Source organism: Ciceribacter sp. RN22 (genome assembly GCF_024054295.1).
Lineage (GTDB): Bacteria > Pseudomonadota > Alphaproteobacteria > Rhizobiales > Rhizobiaceae > Allorhizobium > Allorhizobium lividum.
The window spans coordinates 2,522,291-2,544,888 of record NZ_JAMXLD010000001.1 but is presented as its reverse complement, the minus strand read 5'-3'; the positions used below and the strand labels follow the sequence as shown (position 1 = coordinate 2,544,888).

Genomic DNA, 22,598 nt, shown 5'->3' with positions numbered 1-22,598 from the left:
TGTCATCCCCCTATCCGCGAAGGGCGTTGCCGGCAATCATTCTCCCATCGGTCCTGAGGAGGGACCTAGATCCAGGGAGGATGATTTCATGAATATCCAAGTCCAGACCATTGCCGAGAGCCCGTTCAAGCTGCGCTACGGGAATTTCATCGGCGGCGAGTGGCGCGATCCGGTGAACGGCCGCTACTTCGACAACATCACGCCGGTGACCGGCGGAAAGCTCTGCGAGGTCGCCCGCTCCGACGAGCACGACGTCAATCTCGCCCTCGACGCCGCACATGCCGCCAAGGACAAGTGGGGCCGCACCTCGACCACCGAGCGTTCCAATATCCTGAACAAGATCGCCGACCGCATGGAAGCCAATCTCGAGCTTCTGGCGCGCGCCGAGACCTGGGACAACGGCAAGCCGATCCGCGAGACGACGCTTGTCGACATTCCGCTAGCGATCGACCATTTCCGCTATTTTGCCGGCGCCATCCGCGCACAGGAAGGCTCGATCGGCGAAATCGACCACGATACCGTCGCCTATCACTTCCACGAACCGCTCGGCGTGGTCGGGCAGATCATTCCGTGGAACTTCCCGATCCTGATGGCCGCATGGAAGGTGGCGCCGGCGCTTGCCGCCGGGAATTGCGTCGTCTTGAAGCCGGCCGAGCAGACCCCTGCCTCGATCCTCGTGCTGATGGACCTCGTCGGCGATCTCCTGCCGCCCGGCGTGCTCAATGTCGTCAACGGCTTCGGCCTCGAGGCCGGCAAGCCGCTCGCCTCCAGCCCGCGCATCGCCAAGATCGCCTTCACAGGCGAGACGACGACCGGCCGGCTGATCATGCAATATGCCAGCCAGAACCTGATCCCGGTGACGCTCGAGCTCGGCGGCAAGTCGCCGAACATCTTCTTCGCCGACGTTGCCGCGGAGGACGACGATTACTTCGACAAGGCGATTGAAGGTTTCGTCATGTTCGCGGTCAACCAGGGCGAGGTCTGCACCTGCCCGAGCCGGGCGCTGATCCACGAGTCGATCTATGACCGCTTCATGGAGCGCGCCCTTCCGCGCGTGAAGGCGATCGTGCAGGGCAGCCCGCTCGAAATGAGCACCATGATGGGCGCGCAGGCGTCGACCGAGCAGATGGAGAAGATCCTCTCCTATCTCGACATCGGCAAGCAGGAAGGCGCCGAGGTGCTCGCCGGCGGCGAGCGTGCGCATCTGGGCGGCGCGTTGAGCGACGGCTTCTACATCCAGCCGACCGTCTTCAGGGGCCACAACAAGATGCGGGTCTTCCAGGAGGAGATCTTCGGCCCAGTGGTCTCTGTCACCACTTTCAAGGACGAGGACGAGGCGCTGTCGATCGCCAACGACACGCTCTACGGCCTCGGCGCCGGCGTGTGGAGCCGCGACGCCAACCGCTGCTACCGCTTCGGCCGCAACATCCAGGCCGGCCGCGTGTGGACCAACTGCTACCACGCCTATCCGGCCCATGCCGCTTTCGGCGGCTACAAGCAGTCGGGTATCGGCCGCGAGACCCACAAGATGATGCTCGACCACTACCAGCAGACCAAGAACATGCTGGTGAGCTACAGCCCGAAGGCGCTCGGCTTCTTCTGAGGAGGCCTCCACCACCTCCCCCTCGATGGGGGCGGTTGCAGCAGAGCTGCGGGTGAGGTGATTGTGCACCTCCACCAAGGGTCACCTCACCCCGGCACTTGCGTGCCGACCCTCCCCCTCAAGGGGAGGGTTTCGCGTGTTGGCAACGTCTTTGGAAGGAACGACGATGACCGAAAGTCCCACCGGCGAACCGCGCGTGATTGCCACCGAAGCGGCGCTCGATTTCCTGTCTGAGATCCGGCGCGACCACCCGGACATCCTCTTCCACCAGTCCGGCGGATGCTGCGACGGTTCTTCGCCGATGTGCTATCCGGCGAGCGAATACCGCGTCGGGGAGACTGACGTGAAGCTCGGCGAGATCGGCGGCGTGCCGTTCTACATCAGCGGCAGCCAGTACGAGGTCTGGAAGCACACCCAGCTCATCATCGATGTGGTGCCGGGGCGCGGAGGCATGTTCTCGCTCGACAACGGCCGGGAGCGGCGCTTTCTCACGCGCTCGCGGCTGTTCGGATCCGGTGAGGCCGTGTGCGGCATTCCTGCCTTGTCCCGTCCCGAGAAATGAAAAGCCCGCGGGCACCGGAGCGCCGCGGGCTCTGTCGTCATTGTCACCGGCTCAGGCCGCTTGACGTCTTACGGCTGCTGCGCCGCGGTCGATGGCAAAGCGGTTCACCTGGCCGGTGAGGCCGTCTGCCTCGTGCGCCAGCGCGAAGGCGCTTGCCGTCGTTTCCTCGACCATGGCGGCATTCTGCTGCGTCACCTGGTCAAGCGCGTTGACGGAAGCATTGATCTCGGAAAGCCGCATCGACTGCTCGCGCGAGGCCGCTGCAATGGCACCGATCTGGTCGTTGATCGCGGCGATGTTGGTCTCGATCTGATGCAGGCTTTCGCCGGTCTTCAACACCAGTGCGACGCCGCCTTCGACATCGGACGTCGAGGTGTTGATGAGCTGGCTGATGTCGCGGGCGGCACCGGACGACCTCTGCGCCAGTTCGCGGACTTCCTGCGCGACGACGGCAAAGCCCTTGCCGGCGTCACCGGCCCGGGCCGCCTCGACGCCTGCATTGAGCGCAAGCAGGTTCGTCTGGAAGGCGATCTGGTCGATGACGTCGATGATCTGGCGGATCTTCGAGGAGGAGCCTTCGATGCGCTCCATCGCGGTGATCGCCTCGCCGACGACCGAGGACGAGGTCTTCGCACCGGCGAGGCTTTCGGCTGCGACCTGGACCGCCGTTTCGCAACGCTTCAGCGCATCGTTCACGGAGCCCGTCATGTCGCCGAGGGCGGCGGCGGCCTCCTCGAGCGACGCCGCCTGCCGTTCGGTGCGATGTGCGAGGTCCTCCGATGCGGCCTTGAGGTCGGCAGAGCCGCTGCGGATGACGTCGGCGCTTTCGCTTATCGTGCGGATCGTCTGTTCGAGATGTTCGAGCGACTGGTTGAAGTCGAGGCGCAGGTGGTCCAGCGAGGGCACGAAGGGCGCGTCGATCCGGACGTTCAGCTTGCCGTCGGCAAGGTCCTGCAGTCCGCCGGCGAGTGCAGACACGGCATATTCAAGTTCCTGCGCGCTGCGGGCCTTCTCTGCCTCGCGCTGGCGGCGCTCTTCCTCGATCTGCTCGCCGCGTTCGACCGCTTCCGTTTCCATCCGGTCCTTTTCCAGCGCGCTGGTCCGGAAGGATTCGAGCGCCCGGGCCATGACGCCGATTTCGTCGGGGCGACCGGCGGCACGGATTTCGATGTTCTTGTCACCCTGGTTCAGCCGGTTCATCAGCTTCGCGAGGTCGGTCAGCGGGCGGGTGAGGCTCGACGAGACGAACGTCCCGATGACGCCCATCACGGCGAGCACCGCGACGGTCGCGAGAAAGGCCCATTTGGCGAGGTCGTTGGCCGATGCCAGAACCTTGGCGTCCTCCTGGCCGATCGCGAGGAGATGCCTCTGCCCGAAGAGATCGAGGGGGCGATAGGCGTAGAACGAGGTGCCGTTCGCCGAGCCGGCGAAGGTCGCGCCGCTGGTACCGGATTTCGCCGCCTCCACGAGTTCGGGTGCGACGACCGCATCCTTGCCGCCGGTGATCGTACCGCCGCGCAGGCTGCCGTCGTCACTGAGGAGGAAGGCGTCGTCGATGGTGGCGCCGAGCCCGTCCGGCTTCATCATCTGCGACAGCTTGTCGGCGGAGACGCGGATGAAGACGGTGCCCTTGCGCTGCGTCTCGCCCCAGACGGAAATGGCGAGCGGTTGCGCGACGAAGGCCGAGGGCACGCCGGCTTCGTAAGGGTAGTCACCGAAGGGCGAGAAATGGACGTCGCGGTCGCCGCCGGCCTTCACACGCTCGGCAAGTTCCTTGAGGCGGGCGTTGGCCGGATCGTCGAGCGTCGTCAGGAGTTCTCCACCCTTGGTTACGGTGTAGACGATCGTCCCGTTGACGTCGGCAACCAGAATGTCGCTGACATTGGTGTTCTTCCAGGTGCTCGACAGCGTGCCGTGAATGGCCGCGTGGCGCACGCCGTAGAGCAGCTTCTGCTTGCTGCCGTCGATGGCGATCCGCTCTTCGACGGTCGAGCCGTCCGGCTGGAAGACCTTCTTGATCGTCGGCGCCTCGACGGGAATGATGTTGACCATCATGTCGGTCGCTTCCCCGACCGCCGTATTCTGCGCGATTTCGGCCAGCGACTGGCCTACGCGGTCGAGATAGGAGGCGACTTCCTTCGACTGGGTGGCAGCCACCGACTCCAGCCGCAACTTGCTGGCGTCGATCAGGCCCGCCTTGCCGATCTGGTAGCTCAACAGGCCGACCGCCATGCACGAGACCAGTGTGGCTCCGACGACGAGGCCGGCGAATTTCGCCTTGACGGACGACAGAGGACGGATTCGGTCCGTCCCTATATCGGTGCGCGACATCAAATATTCTCCTCCCGCAACTAGATTGCGCGGAAGTGTCGCGGAAATTGCTTACGGCAATCTTAAGTAAACACTGTCGAATGTTCGGATGCCGCGACGATGCGGGCATCCGTCATTGTTTACGACAGGGGAGGCGAGCCTCAGTCGAAGAGGCTCGAAACCGAGGCTTCCGCGCTGGTGCGGTTGATCGCTTCGCCGAGCAGGTTGGCGGTCGTCAGAACGCGGATGTTGTGGGCGGACTGGACGGCGGTCGTCGGCTGGATGGAGTCGGTGATCACCAGTTCGCGCAGCTTGGACGAGGCGACGCGGGTCACCGCACCGCCCGAGAGCACGCCGTGGGTGATGTAGGCCGTCACGCTGGTCGCGCCGTTCTTCAGCAGCGCTTCCGCGGCGTTGCAGAGTGTGCCGCCCGAGTCGACGATGTCGTCGATCAGGATGCAGTCCTTGCCGGTCACGTCGCCGATGACGTTCATGACTTCGGATTCACCGGGACGGTCGCGGCGCTTGTCGACGATCGCGAGAAGACAGTCGAGGCGCTTGGCGAGCGAGCGGGCGCGAACCACGCCGCCGACGTCCGGCGAAACGACCATGACGTTCTTGGTGTCGTAGCGTTCCTTCACGTCGCGGGCGAGAAGCGGCACGGCGTAGAGATTGTCGGTCGGGATATCGAAGAAGCCCTGGATCTGGCCGGCATGCAGGTCGAGGGTCAGCACGCGGTCGGCGCCGGCCTCGGTGATGAGATTGGCGACCAGCTTCGCGGAGATCGGGGTGCGCGGGCCCGGCTTGCGGTCCTGGCGGGCGTAGCCGAAATAGGGAAGCACGGCGGTGATGCGGCGGGCGGAGGAGCGGCGGAACGCGTCGATCATGATCAACAGTTCCATCAGGTGGTCGTTGGCCGGGAAGGAGGTGGACTGGACGACGAAAACGTCCTCGCCGCGCACGTTTTCCTGGATCTCTACGAAAATTTCCTGGTCCGCGAACCGTCGAACGGTGGCTTTTCCAAGAGGAACATTGAGATAATTGCAGATCGCCTCGGCCAACTGCCGGTTCGAATTCCCCGCGAAAACCTTCATTTTGGCCCGCCTGTTGTCATGCTGGATGGGCGCTTTTTAGCGTCCTTGAACCTGAATGCAAGAGGCCTTGCGGTCGCGACCACGAAATTCGTGAAAAGTTTGTGACCAGTGGTCATCCGCCGTGTCCGGCCAGCCAGCTCGTGTATTCGTTGATTGTCTTGGTCGCGATCTGCTGCATGAGGGAGGCGGGCACGCCGGCCCAGGCCTCTGTCGCCGAGGAAGAAACGACCTCCTGGCCCTGGATACGGTGCAGGCGGCTTCCGCTCTGGTTGAGAATATCCCAGACGTAGATGATCGTGACTTTGCCGCCTTCGGAGAAGGCCGAGAAATAGCCCTTGAGGATGTGGTCGGCCGCCGGGTCGTTCGAGCCCTTGATCGCCAGTCCGTGCGCACGGGCCTCGGCCCCGAGCTGGCGTGAGAGCGGCGTTACCGCCTGGATCGGCGCGCCGATGATCGGCAGGAAGCGGATCGTACCCTTTGCGGGGGCGAGGGCGGCCGTCTGTGTCGGCGCCGGTGAAGACGCTTGAGCGGCCGGCTGCTGCTGGGGCGTCACGCCTCCGACCGGCGGCGGAGGCTGCATCGGCTGACTGCCGGCGGCGAGCGCCTGGGCCTGGGCTTCGAGCGTGTTCTGCGGCGGTGTCGCGTATTCCTGGCCGGCGAGCGACTGCTGCCCTGCGGAGACGCCGGCCATCTGGTCGGTGTCGGACTGCGTGACGGGGGAGCTCGCGACCTGCGTTCCTCCGCCGACGTCGGCGCGCGGCGTCAGGGCATCGGTGGTATTGCAGCCGGACAGGGCGAGCGCCGGGATCAGCACGTTCAATGCTATCGCGATCCACTTCATCCTGCCATTTGCCCTTCCTGTTCGGTCAAGCTTTTCATCCACCCTTCTTATCGGGTCCGGGAGGGGTGCTGTCAATTCCCCGAAATTTCACGAGGCCGCGTCAGCGGACGAGAAGTTCGAGCGGATGCCGCGAGAGCGCACGCGGCGCCTCCTCCGTCGTCAGATAGGTGTGGCCGAGGGTCATTGCCGTTTCGCGCTCGGAATCCATGACGATCATGTGCACGAAAAGCGACATGTCGGGGAGGATCTCCTGCGGATTGCCGGCATGGAACATCTGGTGCTCCATCCACGACGGCGAGAAGCGTGCGCCGAGCGAATAGCCGCAGGCGTTCAGCCTGTGCCGGGTGAGGCCCCGCTCGTCCATGATGCGGGCGTGCGTGTCGAAGACGTCGCCGAAAGTGTTTCCCGGACGCAGCACCGCCTCGATCTCGCGGATCGTCGCCTCGCAGGCCGCGTAGAGTTCGCGGTGGCGCGTGGTCGCCTCGCCGATGAGGATCGTCCGCATCATTGCCGCATGGTAATGGGCGTCGACGCCCGCCCATTCGAGCGTCAGCTGGTCCTTCTCGGAAAGCGTCCGGCGACCGGACTTGTAGCGGCAGAGAAGGGCGTCCGCCCCGGAACCGATGATGAACTCGTTCGCCGGATAATCGCCGCCGCCCGCCAGGATCGTGCCCTGCATCGCCGCGAGGATGTCCGCCTCGTTTCCACCTGCCCTGATGAGCGGCAAGGCGGCGTCGAGTGCGTCGTCGGCAAGGGCTGCTGCGCGCTCGATATGGCCGATTTCGGCGGTGCTCTTCAACAGCCGGAGATTGCTGACGAGGTAAGAGGCATCGACGATCTGCCCGAAGGTCGTGAGCTGGTTGTCGAGAAGCCGCGCGACGCGGCCCGTCATGCCGTGGGTGTCGTATTCGACGCCGATGCGGCATCCGAGCAGGTCCATGTCGCTCAGCAGGTTGCGCAGGTCCATGGCCGGATCGGCATTCACGCGGTCCACCCAGACGACGATGTTCTCGATCGTCGAGGTGTGGCGCGCCTGGCGCAGGTCGGCGGAGCGGGTGAGCAGCGTCAGCGAGCTGTCCGCCCTCACCACGAGCGTCTGGAAGAAGCAGTAGCCGAAGGTGTCGTAGCCCGTCAGCCAGTACATGCTCTCCTGGGCGAAGAGCAGCAGTGCGTCGAGCTTTTCTTCGGCCATGCGCGCCGTCAGGCGGTCGAGCCGGGCAGCGTATTCGCTCGCGTCGAAGTGCAGCGCCATGTCAGTCCTCCGTGATTGCGATTGCGGAAATCTGGCGGCCGTAGTCTGGTTCCCCCGCATGTGTGGTCCGACGATAGGAGAAGAAGGAACCGGGGTCGGCATAGGTGCAGAGGCCGAGGCTTTCGGCGCGGAGGCCGGCATCCGTGAGCCGTTTCAACGTCAGGCCCTGCAGGTCGAACATTGCGTGCCCTTCCTTGGCGGAAGGAGAGAAGAAGTCCTCGTAGAACGGATCCTGTTCGAGGAAGCGGGCGACGAATTCGGGGCCGACCTCGTAATTCTGTGCGCTGATCGAGGGGCCGAGGCAGGCGACGATGCGCTCGCGGGCGGCACCGAGCTGTTCCATGGCGGCGATCGTGTTTTCCAGAACGCCGGTGAGGGCGCCCTTCCAGCCGGCATGAGCCGCGCCGATGACGCCGTTTTCCGGGTCGGCGAAGAGGATCGGCCCGCAATCGGCGGTGAGGACGCCGAGAATGACGCCCGGCACCGAAGTCACCATGGCATCGGCCTGCGGGCGCGAACCCTCGTAGCGGGCGTCGACCACCATCACGTCCGGAGAATGGACCTGGTGGACGGTCGCGAGCCGTTCCGCAGGCAGTCCGAACCAGCGGCTGACGCGGCTGCGGTTCTCGTGCACGCGCTCGGGCGCATCGTTGGAGCCGAGCCCGACGTTCAGGCCTTCATAGATGCCTTCCGACACGCCGCCCTTGCGGGTGAAGAAGCCGTGGCGAAAGCGATCCCTTCCGTTCATCGAGAGGAGCGTACTTTCGATCGGCTCTGGAGACGCTTGATTCTGCATTGCTTTCCGGTGTCCGCGTTTGGTGAGAGTGATCTTCGTCCACCTGCCGGGTCTTGTGAAAGAGACGGCGCCTTCTGCCCCTGCCGGATTTGGCGGGATGGTGACCCAAGCCCGCCGCCTCTGTCAATCCGCAGGCTTGAAGGGGGGAAGCGGCACGGCGGGGCTCGAAAGTGCGAGAACCTTGAAGAGCTCGCCCATCCGCCCTTCACCGGCGCCGGCCAGCCGCTCGACCGCCTGCACGATCTCCGTCTGGGTCCTGGTATCCTTGCCGCGGCCGAGCGCGGATGCGCGTTCCTCGATCCCGAGGCCGACGAGGAAATCGCCCTGGTGCATGCAGCCGTTGACGTGCACGCCCGCGGCGCTCGCGGTCGTCGCAAGCTGCTCGAAGTCGACATGGCTCGTCAGGTCGGCCATGCCCGGATGGGCGAGCGGCGGATCGAATTCATGGGCGAGAACCGCCTGCAGGGTGTCGCCGTAGGCCGTGGCCATATGGCCGTAGTCGATGATGAGCGCAGTTCCGCCGGAGGCGCGCAGTCTGCCGCACATCGTTTCCAGCACCGCCTGGCGGGCAGGGGCGATCTCGAAAATGGTGCCGTCCGGCGGCAGGTTGCCGGCCGTCGGCAACAGAGCGGGGTCTATGCCGGAGACGCCGACCGCAAAGGTCAGCTCGTCGTCGGCGTCGAGGCCGACCATGCGCTCGCGAAAGCCGGTGGGGGTCTTCACGAACTGGCGGATCGGGATCGCGTCGAAGAGTTCGTTTGCCGCGACGAGGACGAAACCGGTGGGGACTTCGTCGAAGCTCTCGTGCCAGGCGATCCTGTCCTCATGGCCGGCGAGTGTCTTCCTCTGCACCTCGCGAAGGCGTCCGCTGGTTTCGACCAGATGGACGGTCGCCGCCTCGTAGAGCGCGGGCGCGATGCGGGCGATCACCCGCAGCATGTCCGACATCATCGTGCCGCGGCCGGGGCCGACCTCGACGAAGCGCACCGGCTGCGGCTCGCCGTGGCGGCGCCAGGCGATCACCATGAAGACGCCGAGCATCTCGCCGAAGAGCTGGCTGACCTCGGGTGCGGTCACGAAATCGCCGTCGCTGCCGAACGGATTGCGGGTCTTGTAGTAGCCGTGCTCCGGATCGGCGAGGCAGATCGCGAAATAGTCGGTGACGCTGATCGGGCCGCTCGCACGGATGAGCGCCTTGATCTTGGTGGCAAGCGGTGTGGTCACGGTCGACGCCTCTCGTTTTGTCAACGGCCGCTCGCCCGGCGCGCACGAAGGATTGCCCAGAGCCCGGCCACCAGCATGGGCAGGGACAGCACCATTCCCATGGTCAGCCAGTTACCGGCAAGATAGCCGATCTGCACATCGGGCTCGCGGAAGAACTCGACCAGAATGCGGGCGAGGGCATAGAGCGCGACGAAGGCGCCGGTCACCGTTCCCGGCCTGCGCAGCGCCTTGAAGGCGCGTGCGAGGATTTGCAGGACGATGAACAGGAGGAGGCCTTCGAGGGCCGCCTCGTAGAGCTGGCTCGGATGGCGCGGCATCGGGCCGCCGGTCGGGAAAACCATCGCCCAGGAAACGTCGGTTATGCGGCCCCAGAGCTCGCCGTTGATGAAATTGGCGAGCCGCCCGAAGAAGATGCCGATCGGCGCGACGCTCGCCACGATGTCGAAGAGGCTCCAGAGCGGGATCGCGTGGCGGCGGGAAAACAGGATCATCGCCGTGGTCGCGCCGAGGAAGCCGCCGTGGAAGGACATGCCGCCGTTCCAGATCTGGACGGCGCGCACGGGTTCGGCGAGCACCGCTTCGAGATCGTAGAAGAGGATGTAGCCGATGCGGCCGCCGAGCACGATGCCGAGCGCGACCCAGACGAGGAAGTCGTCGAGGTGTGCGGCCGTGCAGGGGGGCGTGCCGTCCGGCCAGAGCGCCGTGTTGGCGAGCATGCGCCGGGCGACGAACCAGCCGAGCATGATGCCGGCGACATAGGCGAGGCCATACCAGCGGATTGCGATCGGCCCGATGGCGATGGCCACGGGATCGATTGCCGGGAAGCTGACGATGGAAAGCAGGGCGGCGGCTGACTGCACGGTTGAACCTTCGTTATTGTCGGCGGAAAATGGCGTTCTGAAATGGGACGGTCAAGATGGATTCTGGACGGCCGGCAAGCTGCCCGGCCCTCCCGGCAAGATTATGGCTTGCATCGCTCCCGGCAAATGCCTACCTCAAACCCATGAACAAGGGCGCCGGCGGACGGCGTCGACCGCGAAAGAGGAGCCGATCCCGATGTCCACTGGACCGAACCGCATTCTGGACGAATTCGCCAAGCTGATGACCGATGCTGCCGGCGCCGCCCAGGGCGTTCGCAAGGAAATGGAGACCGCCTTCCATGCGCAGGCCGAGCGCTGGCTGAACAGCATGGATGTGGTGAAGCGCGAGGAATTCGAGGCCGTCCGGGAAATGGCGGTGAAGGCGCGCGAGGAAAACGACGCGCTGCTCGCCCGCATCGCTGCCCTCGAGGCACGGCTCGACGCCAAGGACAAGTGAGCCGTTTGGCTCCTTCACGACCGACGATCGACACCGCCGCCGAATCTCCGGAAGTCACCGAACTTCCAGCGGGATTCGGCGGCGGTCGCATTTCGACGGGTGCATTTGCGGAAAGAAGCGCCGACGGCCGGATTCGGCTGTCGCTGCAAGCGAAAATAATCGTCCTCGTTGTCCACATGTGGACAGCGGCCGAAAAGCCAATCGGCAGAGTCGTTTAAGTCTACTTGCCGATATTGTGGAACAGAACCTGTCCACAGTCCCGTCGGCCGAAACGCATTTCTGGGCTGGTACTTCGACTTCGCCATTATACACTGATTTTAAATGATGATTCGAAACGGGCCATCACAAGTTTCGGGCAGGGTGCCTATGGTGTCCTGATGGTCGCGGGGGAATCATTCCCAGTGTTGCTTCCGGCAGGATGATGTCTGTTCGTTTGTGTGCCACCACGCGAATTGTCGCCTTTCGCTCCGGTCAAGAAGGTGCTGCATGAGCCTTATGGAAATGGAATTTGAACGTCAGTCCAATCCGGTTGACATGATCGAGTTCGTTGCAGCCAACAACGACTGGTCGTTCGAGCGCTCGGGCGAAGACGAAATCGCCATGACGGTCGAGGGGCGATGGGCGGACTACCACGTCTCGTTCTCCTGGATGGAAGAGTTCGAGGCGCTTCATCTCGCCAGCGCCTTCGACATCCGCATTCCCGACTCCCGTGTCAACGAGGTCATCCGGCTCCTCTCCTACATCAACGGCCAGGTGCTGATGGGGCATTTCGACCTGTGGCGGCAGGAGGATGTCATCATCTTCCGCCAGTCGCTGCTGCTCGCCGGCGGCGCCGAGCCGACCAACCGTCAGGTCGAGGTCCTGCTTTCGAGCGCGATCGACGCGTGCGAAGCCTACTTCCAGGCCTTCCAGTTCGTCGTGTGGTCGGGCATGGACGCCAAGAGCGCCATGGACGCGGTGCTCTTCGAAACCGCCGGAGAGGCCTGATCCATGGCTGCGACCGGCAATATCGTCCTCGTCGGCGCCGGCAACATGGGCGGCGCCATGCTGGCGGGATGGCTGAAAAGCGGCATTCCGGGTTCCTCGATCACGGTCCTCGATCCCGGTCCGTCCGAGGCCATGCTGGCGCGGATCCGGGAAGCGGGCGCCACCTATACCAGCGAGGTGCCGCAGGGGCTTTCGGTTGGCATCCTGTTCCTTGCTGTCAAGCCGCAGGTCATGGGTGCGGTACTGCCGCCGCTGAAGTCACTGGTCGGCCCGGAAACGGTCGTGGTCTCGGTCGCGGCCGGCAAGACGCTCTCCTTCATGGAGAGCCATCTCGGCGCCGCGCCGATGGTGCGCGCCATGCCGAACACGCCGGCCATGGTCGGCCGCGGCATTACGGGCGCTTTCGCCAATGCCGGGGTAAGCGAGGCGCAGCGGCAGGTCGTCGACGGCCTGCTCAAGGTTTCCGGCCCGGTCGAATGGGTATCCTCCGAAGCCGACATCAATGCCGTTACCGCGCTCTCGGGCAGCGGCCCGGCTTATGTCTTCTATCTCGTGGAATGCATGGCTGAGGCAGGCCGCAAAGCGGGCCTGCCGGCGGACCTCGCCATGCGCCTTGCACGGGAGACTGTCTCGGGGGCTGGTGAACTGCTTCACCAGTCCCCAGACGACGCTCAGCGACTGAGGCAGAACGTCACCTCGCCGGGCGGCACGACGGCTGCCGCACTTTCCGTCCTGATGGCCGACGACGGCATGCAGCCTCTGTTCGACCGGGCGGTCGAGGCCGCCCGCAAGCGCGCCGAGGAGCTCGCCGAATGAGCGAGGCAGAGGGAACCAGCGAACTGATCAGCTACAGCGATTTCGAGAAGGTCGACATCCGCGTCGGCACGATCATCGAGGTCGAGCCGTTTCCCGAGGCCCGCAAGCCGGCCTGGAAGCTCAAGATCGACTTCGGCCCCGGGATCGGCGTGAAGAAATCCTCCGCCCAGATCACCGTGCACTATGGCGCCGCCGAGCTCGTCGGCCGTCAGGTTCTCGGTGTCGTCAATTTCCCGCCGCGCCAGATCGGCCCCTTCCGCTCGGAAGTGCTGACCCTCGGCTTCGAGGACGAAACCGGCGCCATCGTGCTCGCCGCCGTCGAACGATCCGTACCGAACGGCCGCAAGCTGATGTGAGGCCGTCCGGCCTCAGTGGATGTCGCGGCTCAGCGGGTCCGTGAGCACGAAGCGGTGAAAGGTGACTTCGAAGCCGGCTCTCTGCGGCGAGCAGGCGGTCACGCCGACCTCCAGCGATTTCAGTTCCGGCGGAAAGTAGCCGAGTCGTGCCATTTTCCAGGTATCCGGTTCCGAGAGCCGGTACTGCACGAACAGCGCATCCGCGAGACGGGTGACGCGGGCTTCCACCGGACCATTTCCGTCGGGCAAGGCGAAGGCCGACCAGTCCGAACGCCCAGCGACGGTCACGACCGTGCTGAAATGGCGGCAGCCGTCGGTAAACTCGACACCGCATTTCATCCAGTTCTCCGCGTCGTGGCGCAGCATCAGGCCGGCCTGATCGTATAGAGCCTCGTAGCGGCCGGTGAAGGCCGTCTCCATGGTGAAATCGCCGTCGCGGCGGCAGTGAAGGAAATGGCCATTGTCGCGACGGAAGCCGTAATAGGTCCGCTGCCAGAAATCGGTCCGGTCGCCCGTCGCCAGCCGCAGATCTCCGGCCGTGATCTCGATCAGAGGAGGCGGATTGAACCAGCTCATGCCGTTCCAGTTGCCGATCGTCATGCGTCTGCCCCTTGCCGTTTGATTATGCCGGAACGCGCACCGTCGCCCGAAGGCCACCGAGCGGGCTGTCGCCGAGGGTGATGTTGCCGCCGTGGCTGCGGGCGATGTCGAGGGCGATCGCAAGGCCGAGTCCCGTCCCGGAGGAGTCGAGATTGCGCGCGCTGTCCAGCCGGAAGAAGGGTTTGAACACCTCCTCCCGCATCTCCGGGGCAATCCCCGGCCCATCATCGTCGAAGGTGATCGTCAGCCATTTGGCGCTGTGCTTCGCCTCGATGTCGAGGCGATGTGCGTAGCGGCCGGCGTTCGAGGCGAGATTGCCGACGAGCCGGGCAAAGGCGTTCGGGCGCACGATGACGTCGTCCTCGCCCTCGATCGTATAGGACAGCGCCTTGCCTTCGCGGGCGAAGTCGTTGCGCAGTTTTTCGAACAGCGTGCTGAGCTGCAGCGAGCCGACATCCTCCTCCGCCTCGCCGCGCGCAAAGGCCATGTAGCCTTCGAGCATGGACTGCATGTCCTCGACATCCTTGTTCATGCTTTCGAGTTCGGGATTGTCGCCCGCGAGCGCAAGCTGCAGCTTGAAGCGGGTGAGGATCGTGCGCAGGTCGTGGCTGACGCCGGTCAGCATGGCGGTGCGCTGCTCCATCTGGCGTTCGATGCGTTCGCGCATCAGGATGAAGGCGAGACCGGCCCGGCGGACCTCGTCGGCGCCGCGCGGAACGAAGTTTTCGGCCTTCTGGCCCTTGCCGAAACTCTCGGCGGCGCGGGCGAGCGCCAGGATCGGGCGAATCTGTCCGCGCAGGAACAGGATCGAGATGACGATCAGCACCAGCGAAGTCCCGACCATCCAGACGAGGAAGATGTGGGTGTTCGAGGCATAGGCCTGGTTGCGCCGGGCGAAGATGCGGAGCGTGCGCTCCTCGAGCTTGATGCGGATTTCCACCAGACGGGAATCTCCCACCGTGTCGATCCAGAAGGGCCGGTGAATCTGGTTTTCGATCTGGTCGCTCAGGATCTGATCGAGGATGGAGAAGAAGGGTTTCGGGCGCGGTGCCGGCAGTTCGCCGCCCGGCTCCAGCGAAATGGTGAGGTTCATCTTCTCGCGGGCGATGCGGACGATGTTTTCAAGGTCCTGCTCGCCCGGATAGAGTTCGATGAACTCGATGATCGAGGCGATGTCGCGCGTCACGGCCGCCGAAAGGCGATCCGTCACCATCTGCCAGTGGCGTTCCATGAAAACGAAGGCGAGCACCGTCTGCAGGATCAGCATCGGCAGGATGATGATCAGCAGCGAGCGGGCATAGAGCCCTGTCGGCAGCCGGTGCCGCAGCCAGCGCGAGAACGCCCGGTAGCCGCTGCCGCCGGGGCGGTCGTGATCTCGCCGGATGGTGTCGAACAGAGCCATGATGTCCTTTACTGCCGTCGTGTCGGCCCTAGTCCATGCTGAGGCGGTAGCCGATGCCGCGCACCGTCTGCAGCCAGACCGGGTTGGCCGGGTCGTCCTCGATCTTGCGGCGCAGCCGGTTGATCTGTACGTCGATCGTCCGCTCGCCGACCTCGGTGTCGTTGCCGACGAGTTCGTGCCGCGGGATGGTGTCGCCGGCACGGCTGGCGAAGAGCACCATGATCTCCTGCTCGCGGTCGGTCAGGCGAATGAGTTCCGATGCCTTCTTCAGTTCCCGTCGTGAGAGCGAGAAGGTGTAGGGGCCGAACATCACCTGTTCGATCTTCGGCGCATCGGCGACGGTGTTGCGTCTCAGGATGTTGTTGATGCGAAGCACCAGTTCGCGCGGATCGAAGGGCTTGGCGAGATAGTCGTCGGCGCCCGCTTCGAGGCCGGCGATGCGGGACTCCGCCTCGGAACGCGCCGTCAGCAGGATCACCGGAATGCTCTTCTCGTCGGCGATGCTGCGTGTCAGCGAAAGGCCGGATTCGCCCGGCATCATCACGTCGAGGACGAGGAGGTCGAAATTCAACCCCTCGAGCTTGCGCCGCGCCTCGCCGGCATCCGCCGCGACAGTGATACGGAAGCCCTGTTCCGTCAGGTAGCGGTGGAGCAGGTCGCGAATGCGCGTGTCGTCGTCGACCACGAGGAGATGCGGTGCGTCGTCAGCAATCGTCTTCTTTCTTGCCATTCATTCGTCTCCGGACGTCTGTGGCTCGCCGGCTGCCGGTGTTTGGGTCATGCCTTCCAGGAACCGTTTCACCGCCTCCCTCATCTCCGGGGTAAAGCCCTCGAGTGCTCGTGATATGCGCAGTGATTGCGGTTGCGAGAGGGCAAGGGCGAGTTCCCGGCCGGCAAGGGTCGGATAGAGCCTGCGCTGGCGGCGGTCCGCCGGACCGGCGATCTGGCGGATGTAGCCGGAATCGATGAGTTCCTTCAGCACGCGGGCAAGGCTCTGCTTGGTGATCTGCAGGATGCCGAGGAGGTCGGCGACCGTCATGCCCGGCCGGCGGCTCACGAAGTAGACGACGCGGTGATGGGCGCGGCCGTAGCCGATCTTGGCGAGGATCGCGTCCGGGTCCGAGACGAAATCGCGGTAGGCGAAGAACAGGCGTTCGATCGTGTCGAAATCGATCGTCGTGTCGTCGACGACCGGCATTTGCGGAAGTTCCTTCCTGGCAGTCTTGCCCGCAGACTGTCGCATGACTTTCTCGTTTCCTTTCATTCGGCTGTCCGGCATCCGCCGGCAGGTCTCGCATCGGCGCGCCGATGTCGCGGCCAAAACTAAGCGGAGATCACCGGAAACACCAATGAAATTAGCAGAATCGCACAGTTTCGCGGGTGAGGGTGGCCTCGTGCGGCCGTGGCGGTGGTGACTGCTTCCGGACCTTCGGCGAACGGGGAAGGCATCCGGTCGCCCGCCAAACGGTGAGGAGGGTGTCGAGCCGGCAGGCTTCGGTTTTCGTTTCCGGCCAGACATGTTATGCGCCGTACCGAACAGACGCGAGACCGGAGCTTCGAGAGAACGTCATGGGACAGTTGCAGGCCGGAATCATCCCGGTCACACCCTTCCAGCAGAATTGCACCATCCTCTTCGATTCGCAGACGAAGGAAGGGGTCGTCATCGATCCCGGCGGCGATGTCGATGTCATCCGGCAGACCATTGAGCGCAACGGCATCACGATCAGGGAGATCTGGCTGACGCACGGTCACATCGACCATGCCGGCGGCGCCGACGAACTTCGGGAGGCGCTCGGGGTTCCGGTCGTCGGTCCCCACGAGGACGACCTGTCCTTGCTGCAGAATCTCGAGAAACAGGCGCTGATGTTCAACGTGCCGATGCAGGTGCGCAACGTGATCCCCGACCGCTGGTTGAAGGATGGCGACCAGGTCTCCTTCGGCGAGCACGTCTTCGAGGTCTACCATTGCCCGGGCCACGCACCGGGACACGTCATCTTCTTCAACAGGGCGCAGAATTTCGCCCATGTCGGCGATGTGCTGTTCAACGGCTCGATCGGTCGAACCGACCTGCCGGGGGGCGACCACCAGACGCTCCTGAATTCGATCAGGGACAAGGTCCTGCCGCTCGGAGACGATGTCGGCTTCATCTGCGGCCACGGACCGGGTGGCCGGATCGGCGAGGAACGCCGCACGAACCCCTATCTCCAGGGGCTTTGAGGTTTCCCGAAACGAACGATGCGCCGGCGAAGCGGCGCATCGGGCATTCAAGGCTTGGGATCGCAGATCAGCCGGCGGTGCAGAAGTGCTCGCGGCCGTCATAGCCGACATAGGTGCCGGAGCGCGGGTTGAAGCTGCGGTAGCGGTCAGAGCAGTAGCGGTACCACTGCGGCGACCAGGGCTCGAGATCATAGGTGACGTAGGTGCGGCGGGGTGCTCGCGGATATTCGTCCACATAGGCCGGCTGGGGCTCGACGTAGACCGGCGGACGCTCGACATAGACCGGGTCCGGCTCGACGTAACGCGGCTGGCTTGCCAGCGCGCTGCCGGCGGCAACACCGGCTGCCAGCCCGACGACGCCTGCGATGATCGCGGCATCGTTGCGGTGGTGGCGATGACCGGCCAGGGCGGGGCTCGAAGCCGACACCACGACGGTCGCAACCGCTGCCGACAAGAGGGTGAATTTTGCGAACTTGGTCATGGCGTTGCCTTCCTGCGTCTGCGACTCTCGTCGCACTGTCTTTCCGACGATGAGGAATAGTTAACGCAGCCGACCTGAACGCAAGCTGAACAAAAAAACCCGGCAGTTATGCCGGGCCGCTACGCGAAGACGAAAGCCGTCGTGAAGATCAGCCTGCGATCTGCAGGTTGACTGCCTTCGGGCCCTTGCCGCGACGGTCCGGCTCGGTGTCGAAGCTTACTTTCTGGTTTTCGCTCAGACCGGTCAGTCCGGAAGCTTGAACGGCGGAAATGTGGACGAAGATGTCCGCGCCACCGTTGTCGGGCTTAATGAAGCCGAAGCCCTTGTCGGTATTGAAGAATTTTACAATGCCAGTCTCGGCCATGCGTCAGGTCCTTTTCTCTCTGCCCGAAATCGCGGGCAGCATTGCAAGTTCACCCCAATTCGGAGTGGTGCAGGCGCGTCTTGACGCAGGAGGAAAGGAACCCCTCTTAAACAACCAAAAAACGCCGAACCAGTCCTGTCGACCGCTTCGCCGCTCGGCTGCCCGGATATCTTTTGCGCATCCGGAGCGCATTGGTTCTAAGGTCTTCCCGTGCTCGTAAAACTGCCCGAACGGCGCAACAGTGCTTTCTTTATAAAAGATTGGCAAGCGAAACTTTTTGGACGACGACGACCAACGCATTGTAGCCATAAGGTTTTATGGGATTTCATTGAAATCCTTCGTCATTTTTACGAGTTTTCGCGGGCTAGCCCAAAAGGGTTATATCACGCGGGCAGCACTTCCTTCGCCGGAGTGCCAAGAATCGCATACCCGACGCGCACCTTTTCAGGCGGTCGCTACCCTGCGGCGCGTCAGCTCCGGCACGAGTTCAACCATCAGCATCGCCGCAAACATGATCGCACATCCGGCGTAGCCGATCACCGGAAGCGAATCACCCATCAGGATGGCGCCGAAGAGCGCTCCGAAGAGGGCCTCGGATGAAAGGAAGATCGCCGCCTGCGGCGCCGTCGTGTAGCGCTGACCGATGATCTGGAGGACAAAGGCGAGCCCGGAAGAGAGGAGGCCCGCATAGAGGATTTCGGTGAGCGAACCCGTTATGGCATCGACCGTGATCGGCTCGAGGATCGCGCCGCCGAGGCTGCCGCCCAGCGCGCAGACGCCGAACTGGAGGGCCGCCAGCGCGAGCGGCCTGCCACTCCTCCCGACTGCGATCGGCGTCAGGGTGATCTGGACGGCGAAGAGCACGGCGCAGACCATGATCAGGAGGTCGCCGTCCGTCAGGCCGGAGAGGGAGCCGCCGCTCAGGAGCAGGATGCCGACGAGCGTCAACACCGCCGCGGGCCAGATGATCCAGTGCGGTTTGCGGCGCAGGATCAACACCGCGATCGCAGGGACCAGGACGACGTAGAGCCCGGTGAGGAAGCTCGCATTGGTGACGGTCGTCGTCTTGATGCCGATCTGCTGCAACGTCTGGGCGGCGAAGAGGACGGCGCCAATAACCACGAATGCGCCGATGTCGCCGGCTGCCAGCGGCCGCGCGGCATTCTTTGCCTCGCGCCAGGCGAACGGGACGACGGCGAGGAAGGCGAGGCCGAAGCGAATGCCGTTGAACCAGTTCGGCCCAAGCATGTCCATGGCGCTCGATTGCGCGACGAAACCGCCACCCCAGATGGCGGCGGCAAGCAGCAAGATCAGGTTGGCCTGAATTCGTGACATCGCGGACAGGCTTTCTCTCGGGGAGGTTCGAAGGCGGCAAGAGTTATCAGGAGGTCTCCCAGGCAGCAAGCGCCGGCGGCAGGCAAGCCGCGAGGGTCAGGGCGCGCCGGCGCGGGAAACCCGCAGAAGTGTGCCGTCGTCCTCGTCGGTCACCAGCAGCACCGCACCGTCGGGCGCGACCTTGACGTCTCTCAGCCTGCCGAATTCCCCCTCGAACAATCGTTCCTCGTGGGCGGGCGTGCCGCTGTCGTCGCGCTCGATGCGCGCGAGCAACTGGTATTTGAGCGCGGCGACGAGGAAATTTCCCTCCCATTCGGGGAACATCCTGCCGTGATAAACGTCGATGGCGCCCGGCGCGATCGACGGATCCCAGTAGTAGATCGGTTGTTCGTAGCCTTCTGCCGCCTGCCCGATACCGATCTCCGCGCCGGAATAGTGCTTGCCGTAGGCGATCACCGGCCAGCCGTAGTTCTTGCCGGCGGTCACGGCGTTGATTTCGTCGCCGCCGCGGGCACCGTGCTCGACCACGAAGAGCTTTCCGTCCGCGGGATCGATGACGGTTCCCTGGGGATTGCGGTGGCCGATCGACCAGATTTCATGGGCGGCCGTCTCGCTTCTGGCGAAGGGGTTGTCCTGCGGGATGCTCCCGTCCGGCTCGATGTGGAGGATGGAGCCGGCATGGTCGCGCGGGTCCTGCGCACGGTCCATCTCGCCCCGCTCGCCGATGCCGAAGAAGAGGCTGCCGTCGGCGGCGATGGCGATCCGCGAGCCGAAGTGGACATCGGTTTCCGTGAAGCGGTTCATCTGGAAGATCTTGGCAAGGTTCTCCAGGCGATCCTCGTTCTGTGACAGGGTGGCGCTGAAGAGTGCGGTGCCCTGTCCGCCGGGGCCGGGGATGGAAGCGGTGAAGTAGAGCTTGCGGCTGCGGGAAAAGTCGGGCGCGAGGGCGACATCGAGAAGGCCGCCTTGCCCTTCGGCGTAGACCTTCGGCAGACCGGAGATCGGCTCGCCGACCTTGCCGTCGCGGATGATCCGCAGGCGTCCCGGTCGCTCGGTGACGATATAGGCCCCGTCCGGCAGGACTTCGACGGCCCATGGATGGTCGAGGCCGCCGGCGATCTTCGTGACCTCCAGCTCGGCCTTCTGCGAGGGATACTCCTCGGCGAAGGAGGAGGAAGCGCCGAAGCCGAGCAGCGGCAGGACCGCTACGAGTATTCGCGTGTCGAACGATCGCCTGATGTGCATGACGCCTCCCATTCCCGCCGTTGTCGCTTCCTCCATCCCGAATATTGGAGAGCTCTGGCCGATTGGCAAGATCGTCGTCGGCGAAGAGCCGGCGGCGCGCTCTATCGGCCGCGGCGTTTCCGCTCTGCCTGGATGAAATCACGAATGCTGCGGCGCCACAGGGAGACGCTGGCCGATGCCATCCCGACGAAGCCGATCATCATCAGCGCCATCAGCAGGCGCCGGTCGATCGACCCCATGACACCGGCGCTCTGCGGCCGGATGGCCGGCGTGATCGAGCCGGTGGTGAGTGGCGAGATGTCGGGCTCCGGCGCCTCGGTGATGCCGGCGGAGGGCGGGGCGGGGGTGCTCGGCCCCGGAGGCGCGGGAGCCGCCTGTGCAACGGTTACCTGCATGGCGGCGCGCGCGGGCGTCCCGGCAAGGCCCACCCCGGATGGAAGCAGGAGGACTGCGGTGAGAAGAACGGTTGTCATACCCGCACGCGTTCTCTTGCGTGCGGTCTTTCCTTCGTTGTCGATCAGCATGACTGAAGCCCTCGGGGACGCATCTTGCCTCCCGGTCACGAAGCTCGGCCGACACGGCGGACGGCAGACGGGCGTCGGAAATGGGAAGCTGGTATTCTCGCAGACTCCGACGTCCTGTTTGCCGGATCCATTCGGATAGTGCGCCGCCTTTGTGGACATCTCCGGGACGGGAATGTGGCGTCGGTGTGTCTTTCCGCGGCAATTGCGCGGCAAGCTTAACGCTTCGTCAACGCCGCGCGCCGGTCGCCGTCGTCAGCTGCGGCGCTTGCCGAAGACGGGCGTGGTCCGCTGGGGACCCGCCTTCGCGGCGGGCTGGGTCGTCGCAGGGATCGCCGTCTGCGCCGGGGCCGGCAGGTCCGGGTGGCGGCCGGCGAGCGGAAGGATGATCTCGGGATATTCCGCGTTGAAGTTCGTGGGCGCGATTTCGGGCCTTGCGAGCGCATAGCCTTGCATCAGCGACACGCCGAGTTCCTCGCAGAGGTCGACCTGCCAGATCTCTTCGAGGCGTTCGAGGATCGTCTCTGTGCCGTGCTCGGAGAGTTGCCGCACGACCACGCGCAGCAGTGCGAAGCCCGCGGAATTGTGCATGTAGTCGCGCACCCAGTCGCCGTCGAGCCGCACGAAGTCGGGCCGCAGCGTGCGGACCCGCTCGATGTCGGTGTCGCCGGCGCCATGGTCGGTGAGCGAAACGCGGAAGCCGGCTTCCTTGAGGCGCTCGACGTGGCGCGTCAGCCGTGGAAGTTCGATCCCGGATGCACCGGAGATGTCGCAGATGACGCGGCCGGGTTCGAGCCCGGCACTGTGGCTTGCCAGACGAATGCGGTCGAATTCGACGCGCAGGCGCGTCGGGTCCGGATAGAGCGCCGGGTTGAAGCTGACGAGCGCCATGGCCCGCTTTCTGTGCAGCAGGCCGGCATTCAGGATGTGGATGGTCCGCAGCAGGCTTTCGATTTCCGGGAGGTCGTTCGGCTCGACCAGCGGGAAGAAGTGCGCCGGCGCGAAGGGCTCGCCATTGCGTTCCGCGCGCACCAGACCCTGGAACGAATGGATGTCGAGCACCTTCGGGGAGAGCCGGCGGAAGACCGGTTGCAGCGCGCACCTGAGAACAAATGGACCGTAGACGGTCGACCACGCGCCGTCCTCGCCCCGGACCAGGTTGTTGAAGATGCTCGCTGTGGTCATTCAGAACGGCCCGCACGGATGAAATTCTGCACGCATGCCTCCGTTCTATCGCGGAAGGCTTACCTGCCGATTAATTGCGCGGCACGTCCG

Annotated in this window: 24 protein-coding genes; 7 read left to right on the top strand and 17 right to left on the bottom strand. The window is 64.5% G+C overall.

The genetic code is table 11. The annotated features are described in order from the left end of the window. Positions 1 to 88: 88 nt before the first annotated feature. Together adh and NHF53_RS12410 are read left to right on the top strand one after the other, a co-directional pair. Positions 89 to 1,603, top strand: a complete 1,515-nt coding sequence (gene adh / locus NHF53_RS12415) for an aldehyde dehydrogenase (protein ID WP_252834432.1) — start codon at positions 89 to 91, stop codon at positions 1,601 to 1,603. 166 nt (positions 1,604 to 1,769) lie between these two features. Continuing rightward, the gene (locus tag NHF53_RS12410) at positions 1,770 to 2,165 is read left to right on the top strand and encodes a DUF779 domain-containing protein (RefSeq protein WP_252834431.1); all 396 of its coding nucleotides are present in this window, start codon (positions 1,770 to 1,772) and stop codon (positions 2,163 to 2,165) included. A 51-nt stretch (positions 2,166 to 2,216) separates the two neighbouring features. Here NHF53_RS12410 and NHF53_RS12405 read toward each other — a convergent pair whose 3' ends face one another. The 7 genes from NHF53_RS12405 to lgt form a co-directional block, all read right to left on the bottom strand. Continuing rightward, on the bottom strand, positions 2,217 to 4,496 hold the full coding sequence (locus NHF53_RS12405; RefSeq protein ID WP_252834430.1) for a methyl-accepting chemotaxis protein: 2,280 nt from the start codon (positions 4,494 to 4,496) through the stop codon (positions 2,217 to 2,219). Positions 4,497 to 4,636: 140 nt separating this feature from the next. After that, the gene (locus NHF53_RS12400) at positions 4,637 to 5,569 is read right to left on the bottom strand and encodes a ribose-phosphate pyrophosphokinase (RefSeq protein WP_112690805.1); all 933 of its coding nucleotides are present in this window, start codon (positions 5,567 to 5,569) and stop codon (positions 4,637 to 4,639) included. A gap of 112 nt (positions 5,570 to 5,681) precedes the next feature. Then, on the bottom strand, positions 5,682 to 6,410 hold the full coding sequence (locus tag NHF53_RS12395) for a hypothetical protein (RefSeq protein WP_252834429.1): 729 nt from the start codon (positions 6,408 to 6,410) through the stop codon (positions 5,682 to 5,684). Positions 6,411 to 6,510: 100 nt separating this feature from the next. Beyond that, positions 6,511 to 7,662 carry a Xaa-Pro peptidase family protein gene (locus tag NHF53_RS12390; protein ID WP_252834428.1) on the bottom strand — a complete coding sequence of 384 codons (1,152 nt, stop codon included), beginning with the start codon at positions 7,660 to 7,662 and terminating at the stop codon, positions 6,511 to 6,513. Between the two features lies 1 nt (position 7,663). Then, complete coding sequence (gene pgeF, locus NHF53_RS12385; RefSeq protein WP_252834427.1) at positions 7,664 to 8,458, bottom strand: peptidoglycan editing factor PgeF; 795 nt, start codon at positions 8,456 to 8,458, stop codon at positions 7,664 to 7,666. Positions 8,459 to 8,581: 123 nt separating this feature from the next. After that, positions 8,582 to 9,682, bottom strand: coding sequence for a class I SAM-dependent methyltransferase (locus tag NHF53_RS12380; RefSeq protein WP_252834426.1), 1,101 nt, complete (start codon positions 9,680 to 9,682; stop codon positions 8,582 to 8,584). A gap of 20 nt (positions 9,683 to 9,702) precedes the next feature. Then, the gene (gene lgt, locus NHF53_RS12375; protein ID WP_252834425.1) at positions 9,703 to 10,542 is read right to left on the bottom strand and encodes a prolipoprotein diacylglyceryl transferase; all 840 of its coding nucleotides are present in this window, start codon (positions 10,540 to 10,542) and stop codon (positions 9,703 to 9,705) included. 196 nt (positions 10,543 to 10,738) lie between these two features. Between lgt and NHF53_RS12370 the strand changes: the two genes are divergently transcribed. The 4 genes from NHF53_RS12370 (at position 10,739) to NHF53_RS12355 (ending at position 13,158) form a co-directional block, all read left to right on the top strand. After that, a complete protein-coding gene (locus tag NHF53_RS12370) occupies positions 10,739 to 10,999 on the top strand; it encodes an accessory factor UbiK family protein (protein ID WP_114361346.1) in 261 nt (86 codons plus the stop codon). A gap of 486 nt (positions 11,000 to 11,485) precedes the next feature. Further along, a complete protein-coding gene (locus NHF53_RS12365) occupies positions 11,486 to 11,986 on the top strand; it encodes a YbjN domain-containing protein (protein ID WP_112690798.1) in 501 nt (166 codons plus the stop codon). A gap of 3 nt (positions 11,987 to 11,989) precedes the next feature. Continuing rightward, positions 11,990 to 12,802 carry a pyrroline-5-carboxylate reductase gene (proC, locus tag NHF53_RS12360; RefSeq protein WP_252834424.1) on the top strand — a complete coding sequence of 271 codons (813 nt, stop codon included), beginning with the start codon at positions 11,990 to 11,992 and terminating at the stop codon, positions 12,800 to 12,802. Further along, positions 12,799 to 13,158 (top strand): tRNA-binding protein, encoded by a 360-nt coding sequence (locus tag NHF53_RS12355; RefSeq protein WP_114361349.1) that lies wholly within the window; start codon positions 12,799 to 12,801, stop codon positions 13,156 to 13,158. Before proC ends, NHF53_RS12355 begins: the two co-directional genes overlap by 4 nt. Positions 13,159 to 13,170: 12 nt before the next feature. Here the strand turns inward: NHF53_RS12355 and NHF53_RS12350 are convergent, their stop codons facing one another. The 4 genes from NHF53_RS12350 to NHF53_RS12335 are packed head-to-tail and all read right to left on the bottom strand — an operon-like array spanning position 13,171 to position 16,403. Beyond that, positions 13,171 to 13,758, bottom strand: a complete 588-nt coding sequence (locus NHF53_RS12350) for a DUF1349 domain-containing protein (RefSeq protein ID WP_252834423.1) — start codon at positions 13,756 to 13,758, stop codon at positions 13,171 to 13,173. 22 nt (positions 13,759 to 13,780) lie between these two features. Beyond that, on the bottom strand, positions 13,781 to 15,160 hold the full coding sequence (locus tag NHF53_RS12345; protein ID WP_252834422.1) for an ATP-binding protein: 1,380 nt from the start codon (positions 15,158 to 15,160) through the stop codon (positions 13,781 to 13,783). Positions 15,161 to 15,188: 28 nt separating this feature from the next. Beyond that, positions 15,189 to 15,890 (bottom strand): response regulator, encoded by a 702-nt coding sequence (locus NHF53_RS12340; protein WP_252834421.1) that lies wholly within the window; start codon positions 15,888 to 15,890, stop codon positions 15,189 to 15,191. Further along, positions 15,891 to 16,403, bottom strand: a complete 513-nt coding sequence (locus NHF53_RS12335; RefSeq protein WP_252834420.1) for a MarR family winged helix-turn-helix transcriptional regulator — start codon at positions 16,401 to 16,403, stop codon at positions 15,891 to 15,893. Between the two features lie 326 nt (positions 16,404 to 16,729). Between NHF53_RS12335 and NHF53_RS12330 the strand changes: the two genes are divergently transcribed. Further along, entirely contained in the window at positions 16,730 to 17,377 is a 648-nt protein-coding gene (locus NHF53_RS12330; RefSeq protein WP_252834419.1) for an MBL fold metallo-hydrolase, read from the top strand. A gap of 67 nt (positions 17,378 to 17,444) precedes the next feature. Here the strand turns inward: NHF53_RS12330 and NHF53_RS12325 are convergent, their stop codons facing one another. From NHF53_RS12325 to NHF53_RS12300, 6 genes are all read right to left on the bottom strand, one after another. Then, positions 17,445 to 17,858 (bottom strand): BA14K family protein, encoded by a 414-nt coding sequence (locus NHF53_RS12325; protein WP_252834418.1) that lies wholly within the window; start codon positions 17,856 to 17,858, stop codon positions 17,445 to 17,447. Between the two features lie 148 nt (positions 17,859 to 18,006). Then, entirely contained in the window at positions 18,007 to 18,222 is a 216-nt protein-coding gene (locus NHF53_RS12320; protein ID WP_112690789.1) for a cold-shock protein, read from the bottom strand. Between the two features lie 444 nt (positions 18,223 to 18,666). Further along, positions 18,667 to 19,557 (bottom strand): DMT family transporter, encoded by an 891-nt coding sequence (locus NHF53_RS12315; RefSeq protein WP_252834417.1) that lies wholly within the window; start codon positions 19,555 to 19,557, stop codon positions 18,667 to 18,669. Positions 19,558 to 19,653: 96 nt separating this feature from the next. Next, positions 19,654 to 20,802 carry a PQQ-dependent sugar dehydrogenase gene (locus NHF53_RS12310; protein WP_252834416.1) on the bottom strand — a complete coding sequence of 383 codons (1,149 nt, stop codon included), beginning with the start codon at positions 20,800 to 20,802 and terminating at the stop codon, positions 19,654 to 19,656. A 101-nt stretch (positions 20,803 to 20,903) separates the two neighbouring features. Continuing rightward, the gene (locus tag NHF53_RS12305; RefSeq protein ID WP_252834415.1) at positions 20,904 to 21,275 is read right to left on the bottom strand and encodes a hypothetical protein; all 372 of its coding nucleotides are present in this window, start codon (positions 21,273 to 21,275) and stop codon (positions 20,904 to 20,906) included. Between the two features lie 303 nt (positions 21,276 to 21,578). Beyond that, complete coding sequence (locus tag NHF53_RS12300) at positions 21,579 to 22,508, bottom strand: EAL domain-containing protein (protein ID WP_252834414.1); 930 nt, start codon at positions 22,506 to 22,508, stop codon at positions 21,579 to 21,581. Between the last annotated feature and the right edge of the window lie 90 nt (positions 22,509 to 22,598).

Bases quoted from the DNA above. Each gene is read 5' to 3' on its own strand.
- adh (WP_252834432.1), top strand. From the start codon at position 89: ATGAATATCCAAGTCCAGACCATTGCCGAGAGCCCGTTCAAGCTGCGC.
- NHF53_RS12410 (WP_252834431.1), top strand. From the start codon at position 1,770: ATGACCGAAAGTCCCACCGGCGAACCGCGCGTGATTGCCACCGAAGCG.
- NHF53_RS12405 (WP_252834430.1), bottom strand. From the start codon at position 4,496: ATGTCGCGCACCGATATAGGGACGGACCGAATCCGTCCTCTGTCGTCC.
- NHF53_RS12400 (WP_112690805.1), bottom strand. From the start codon at position 5,569: ATGAAGGTTTTCGCGGGGAATTCGAACCGGCAGTTGGCCGAGGCGATC.
- NHF53_RS12395 (WP_252834429.1), bottom strand. From the start codon at position 6,410: ATGAAGTGGATCGCGATAGCATTGAACGTGCTGATCCCGGCGCTCGCC.
- NHF53_RS12390 (WP_252834428.1), bottom strand. From the start codon at position 7,662: ATGGCGCTGCACTTCGACGCGAGCGAATACGCTGCCCGGCTCGACCGC.
- pgeF (WP_252834427.1), bottom strand. From the start codon at position 8,458: ATGCAGAATCAAGCGTCTCCAGAGCCGATCGAAAGTACGCTCCTCTCG.
- NHF53_RS12370 (WP_114361346.1), top strand. From the start codon at position 10,739: ATGTCCACTGGACCGAACCGCATTCTGGACGAATTCGCCAAGCTGATG.
- NHF53_RS12365 (WP_112690798.1), top strand. From the start codon at position 11,486: ATGAGCCTTATGGAAATGGAATTTGAACGTCAGTCCAATCCGGTTGAC.
- proC (WP_252834424.1), top strand. From the start codon at position 11,990: ATGGCTGCGACCGGCAATATCGTCCTCGTCGGCGCCGGCAACATGGGC.
- NHF53_RS12355 (WP_114361349.1), top strand. From the start codon at position 12,799: ATGAGCGAGGCAGAGGGAACCAGCGAACTGATCAGCTACAGCGATTTC.
- NHF53_RS12350 (WP_252834423.1), bottom strand. From the start codon at position 13,758: ATGACGATCGGCAACTGGAACGGCATGAGCTGGTTCAATCCGCCTCCT.
- NHF53_RS12345 (WP_252834422.1), bottom strand. From the start codon at position 15,160: ATGGCTCTGTTCGACACCATCCGGCGAGATCACGACCGCCCCGGCGGC.
- NHF53_RS12340 (WP_252834421.1), bottom strand. From the start codon at position 15,890: ATGGCAAGAAAGAAGACGATTGCTGACGACGCACCGCATCTCCTCGTG.
- NHF53_RS12335 (WP_252834420.1), bottom strand. From the start codon at position 16,403: ATGCGACAGTCTGCGGGCAAGACTGCCAGGAAGGAACTTCCGCAAATG.
- NHF53_RS12330 (WP_252834419.1), top strand. From the start codon at position 16,730: ATGGGACAGTTGCAGGCCGGAATCATCCCGGTCACACCCTTCCAGCAG.
- NHF53_RS12325 (WP_252834418.1), bottom strand. From the start codon at position 17,858: ATGACCAAGTTCGCAAAATTCACCCTCTTGTCGGCAGCGGTTGCGACC.
- NHF53_RS12320 (WP_112690789.1), bottom strand. From the start codon at position 18,222: ATGGCCGAGACTGGCATTGTAAAATTCTTCAATACCGACAAGGGCTTC.
- NHF53_RS12315 (WP_252834417.1), bottom strand. From the start codon at position 19,557: ATGTCACGAATTCAGGCCAACCTGATCTTGCTGCTTGCCGCCGCCATC.
- NHF53_RS12310 (WP_252834416.1), bottom strand. From the start codon at position 20,802: ATGCACATCAGGCGATCGTTCGACACGCGAATACTCGTAGCGGTCCTG.
- NHF53_RS12305 (WP_252834415.1), bottom strand. From the start codon at position 21,275: ATGACAACCGTTCTTCTCACCGCAGTCCTCCTGCTTCCATCCGGGGTG.
- NHF53_RS12300 (WP_252834414.1), bottom strand. From the start codon at position 22,508: ATGACCACAGCGAGCATCTTCAACAACCTGGTCCGGGGCGAGGACGGC.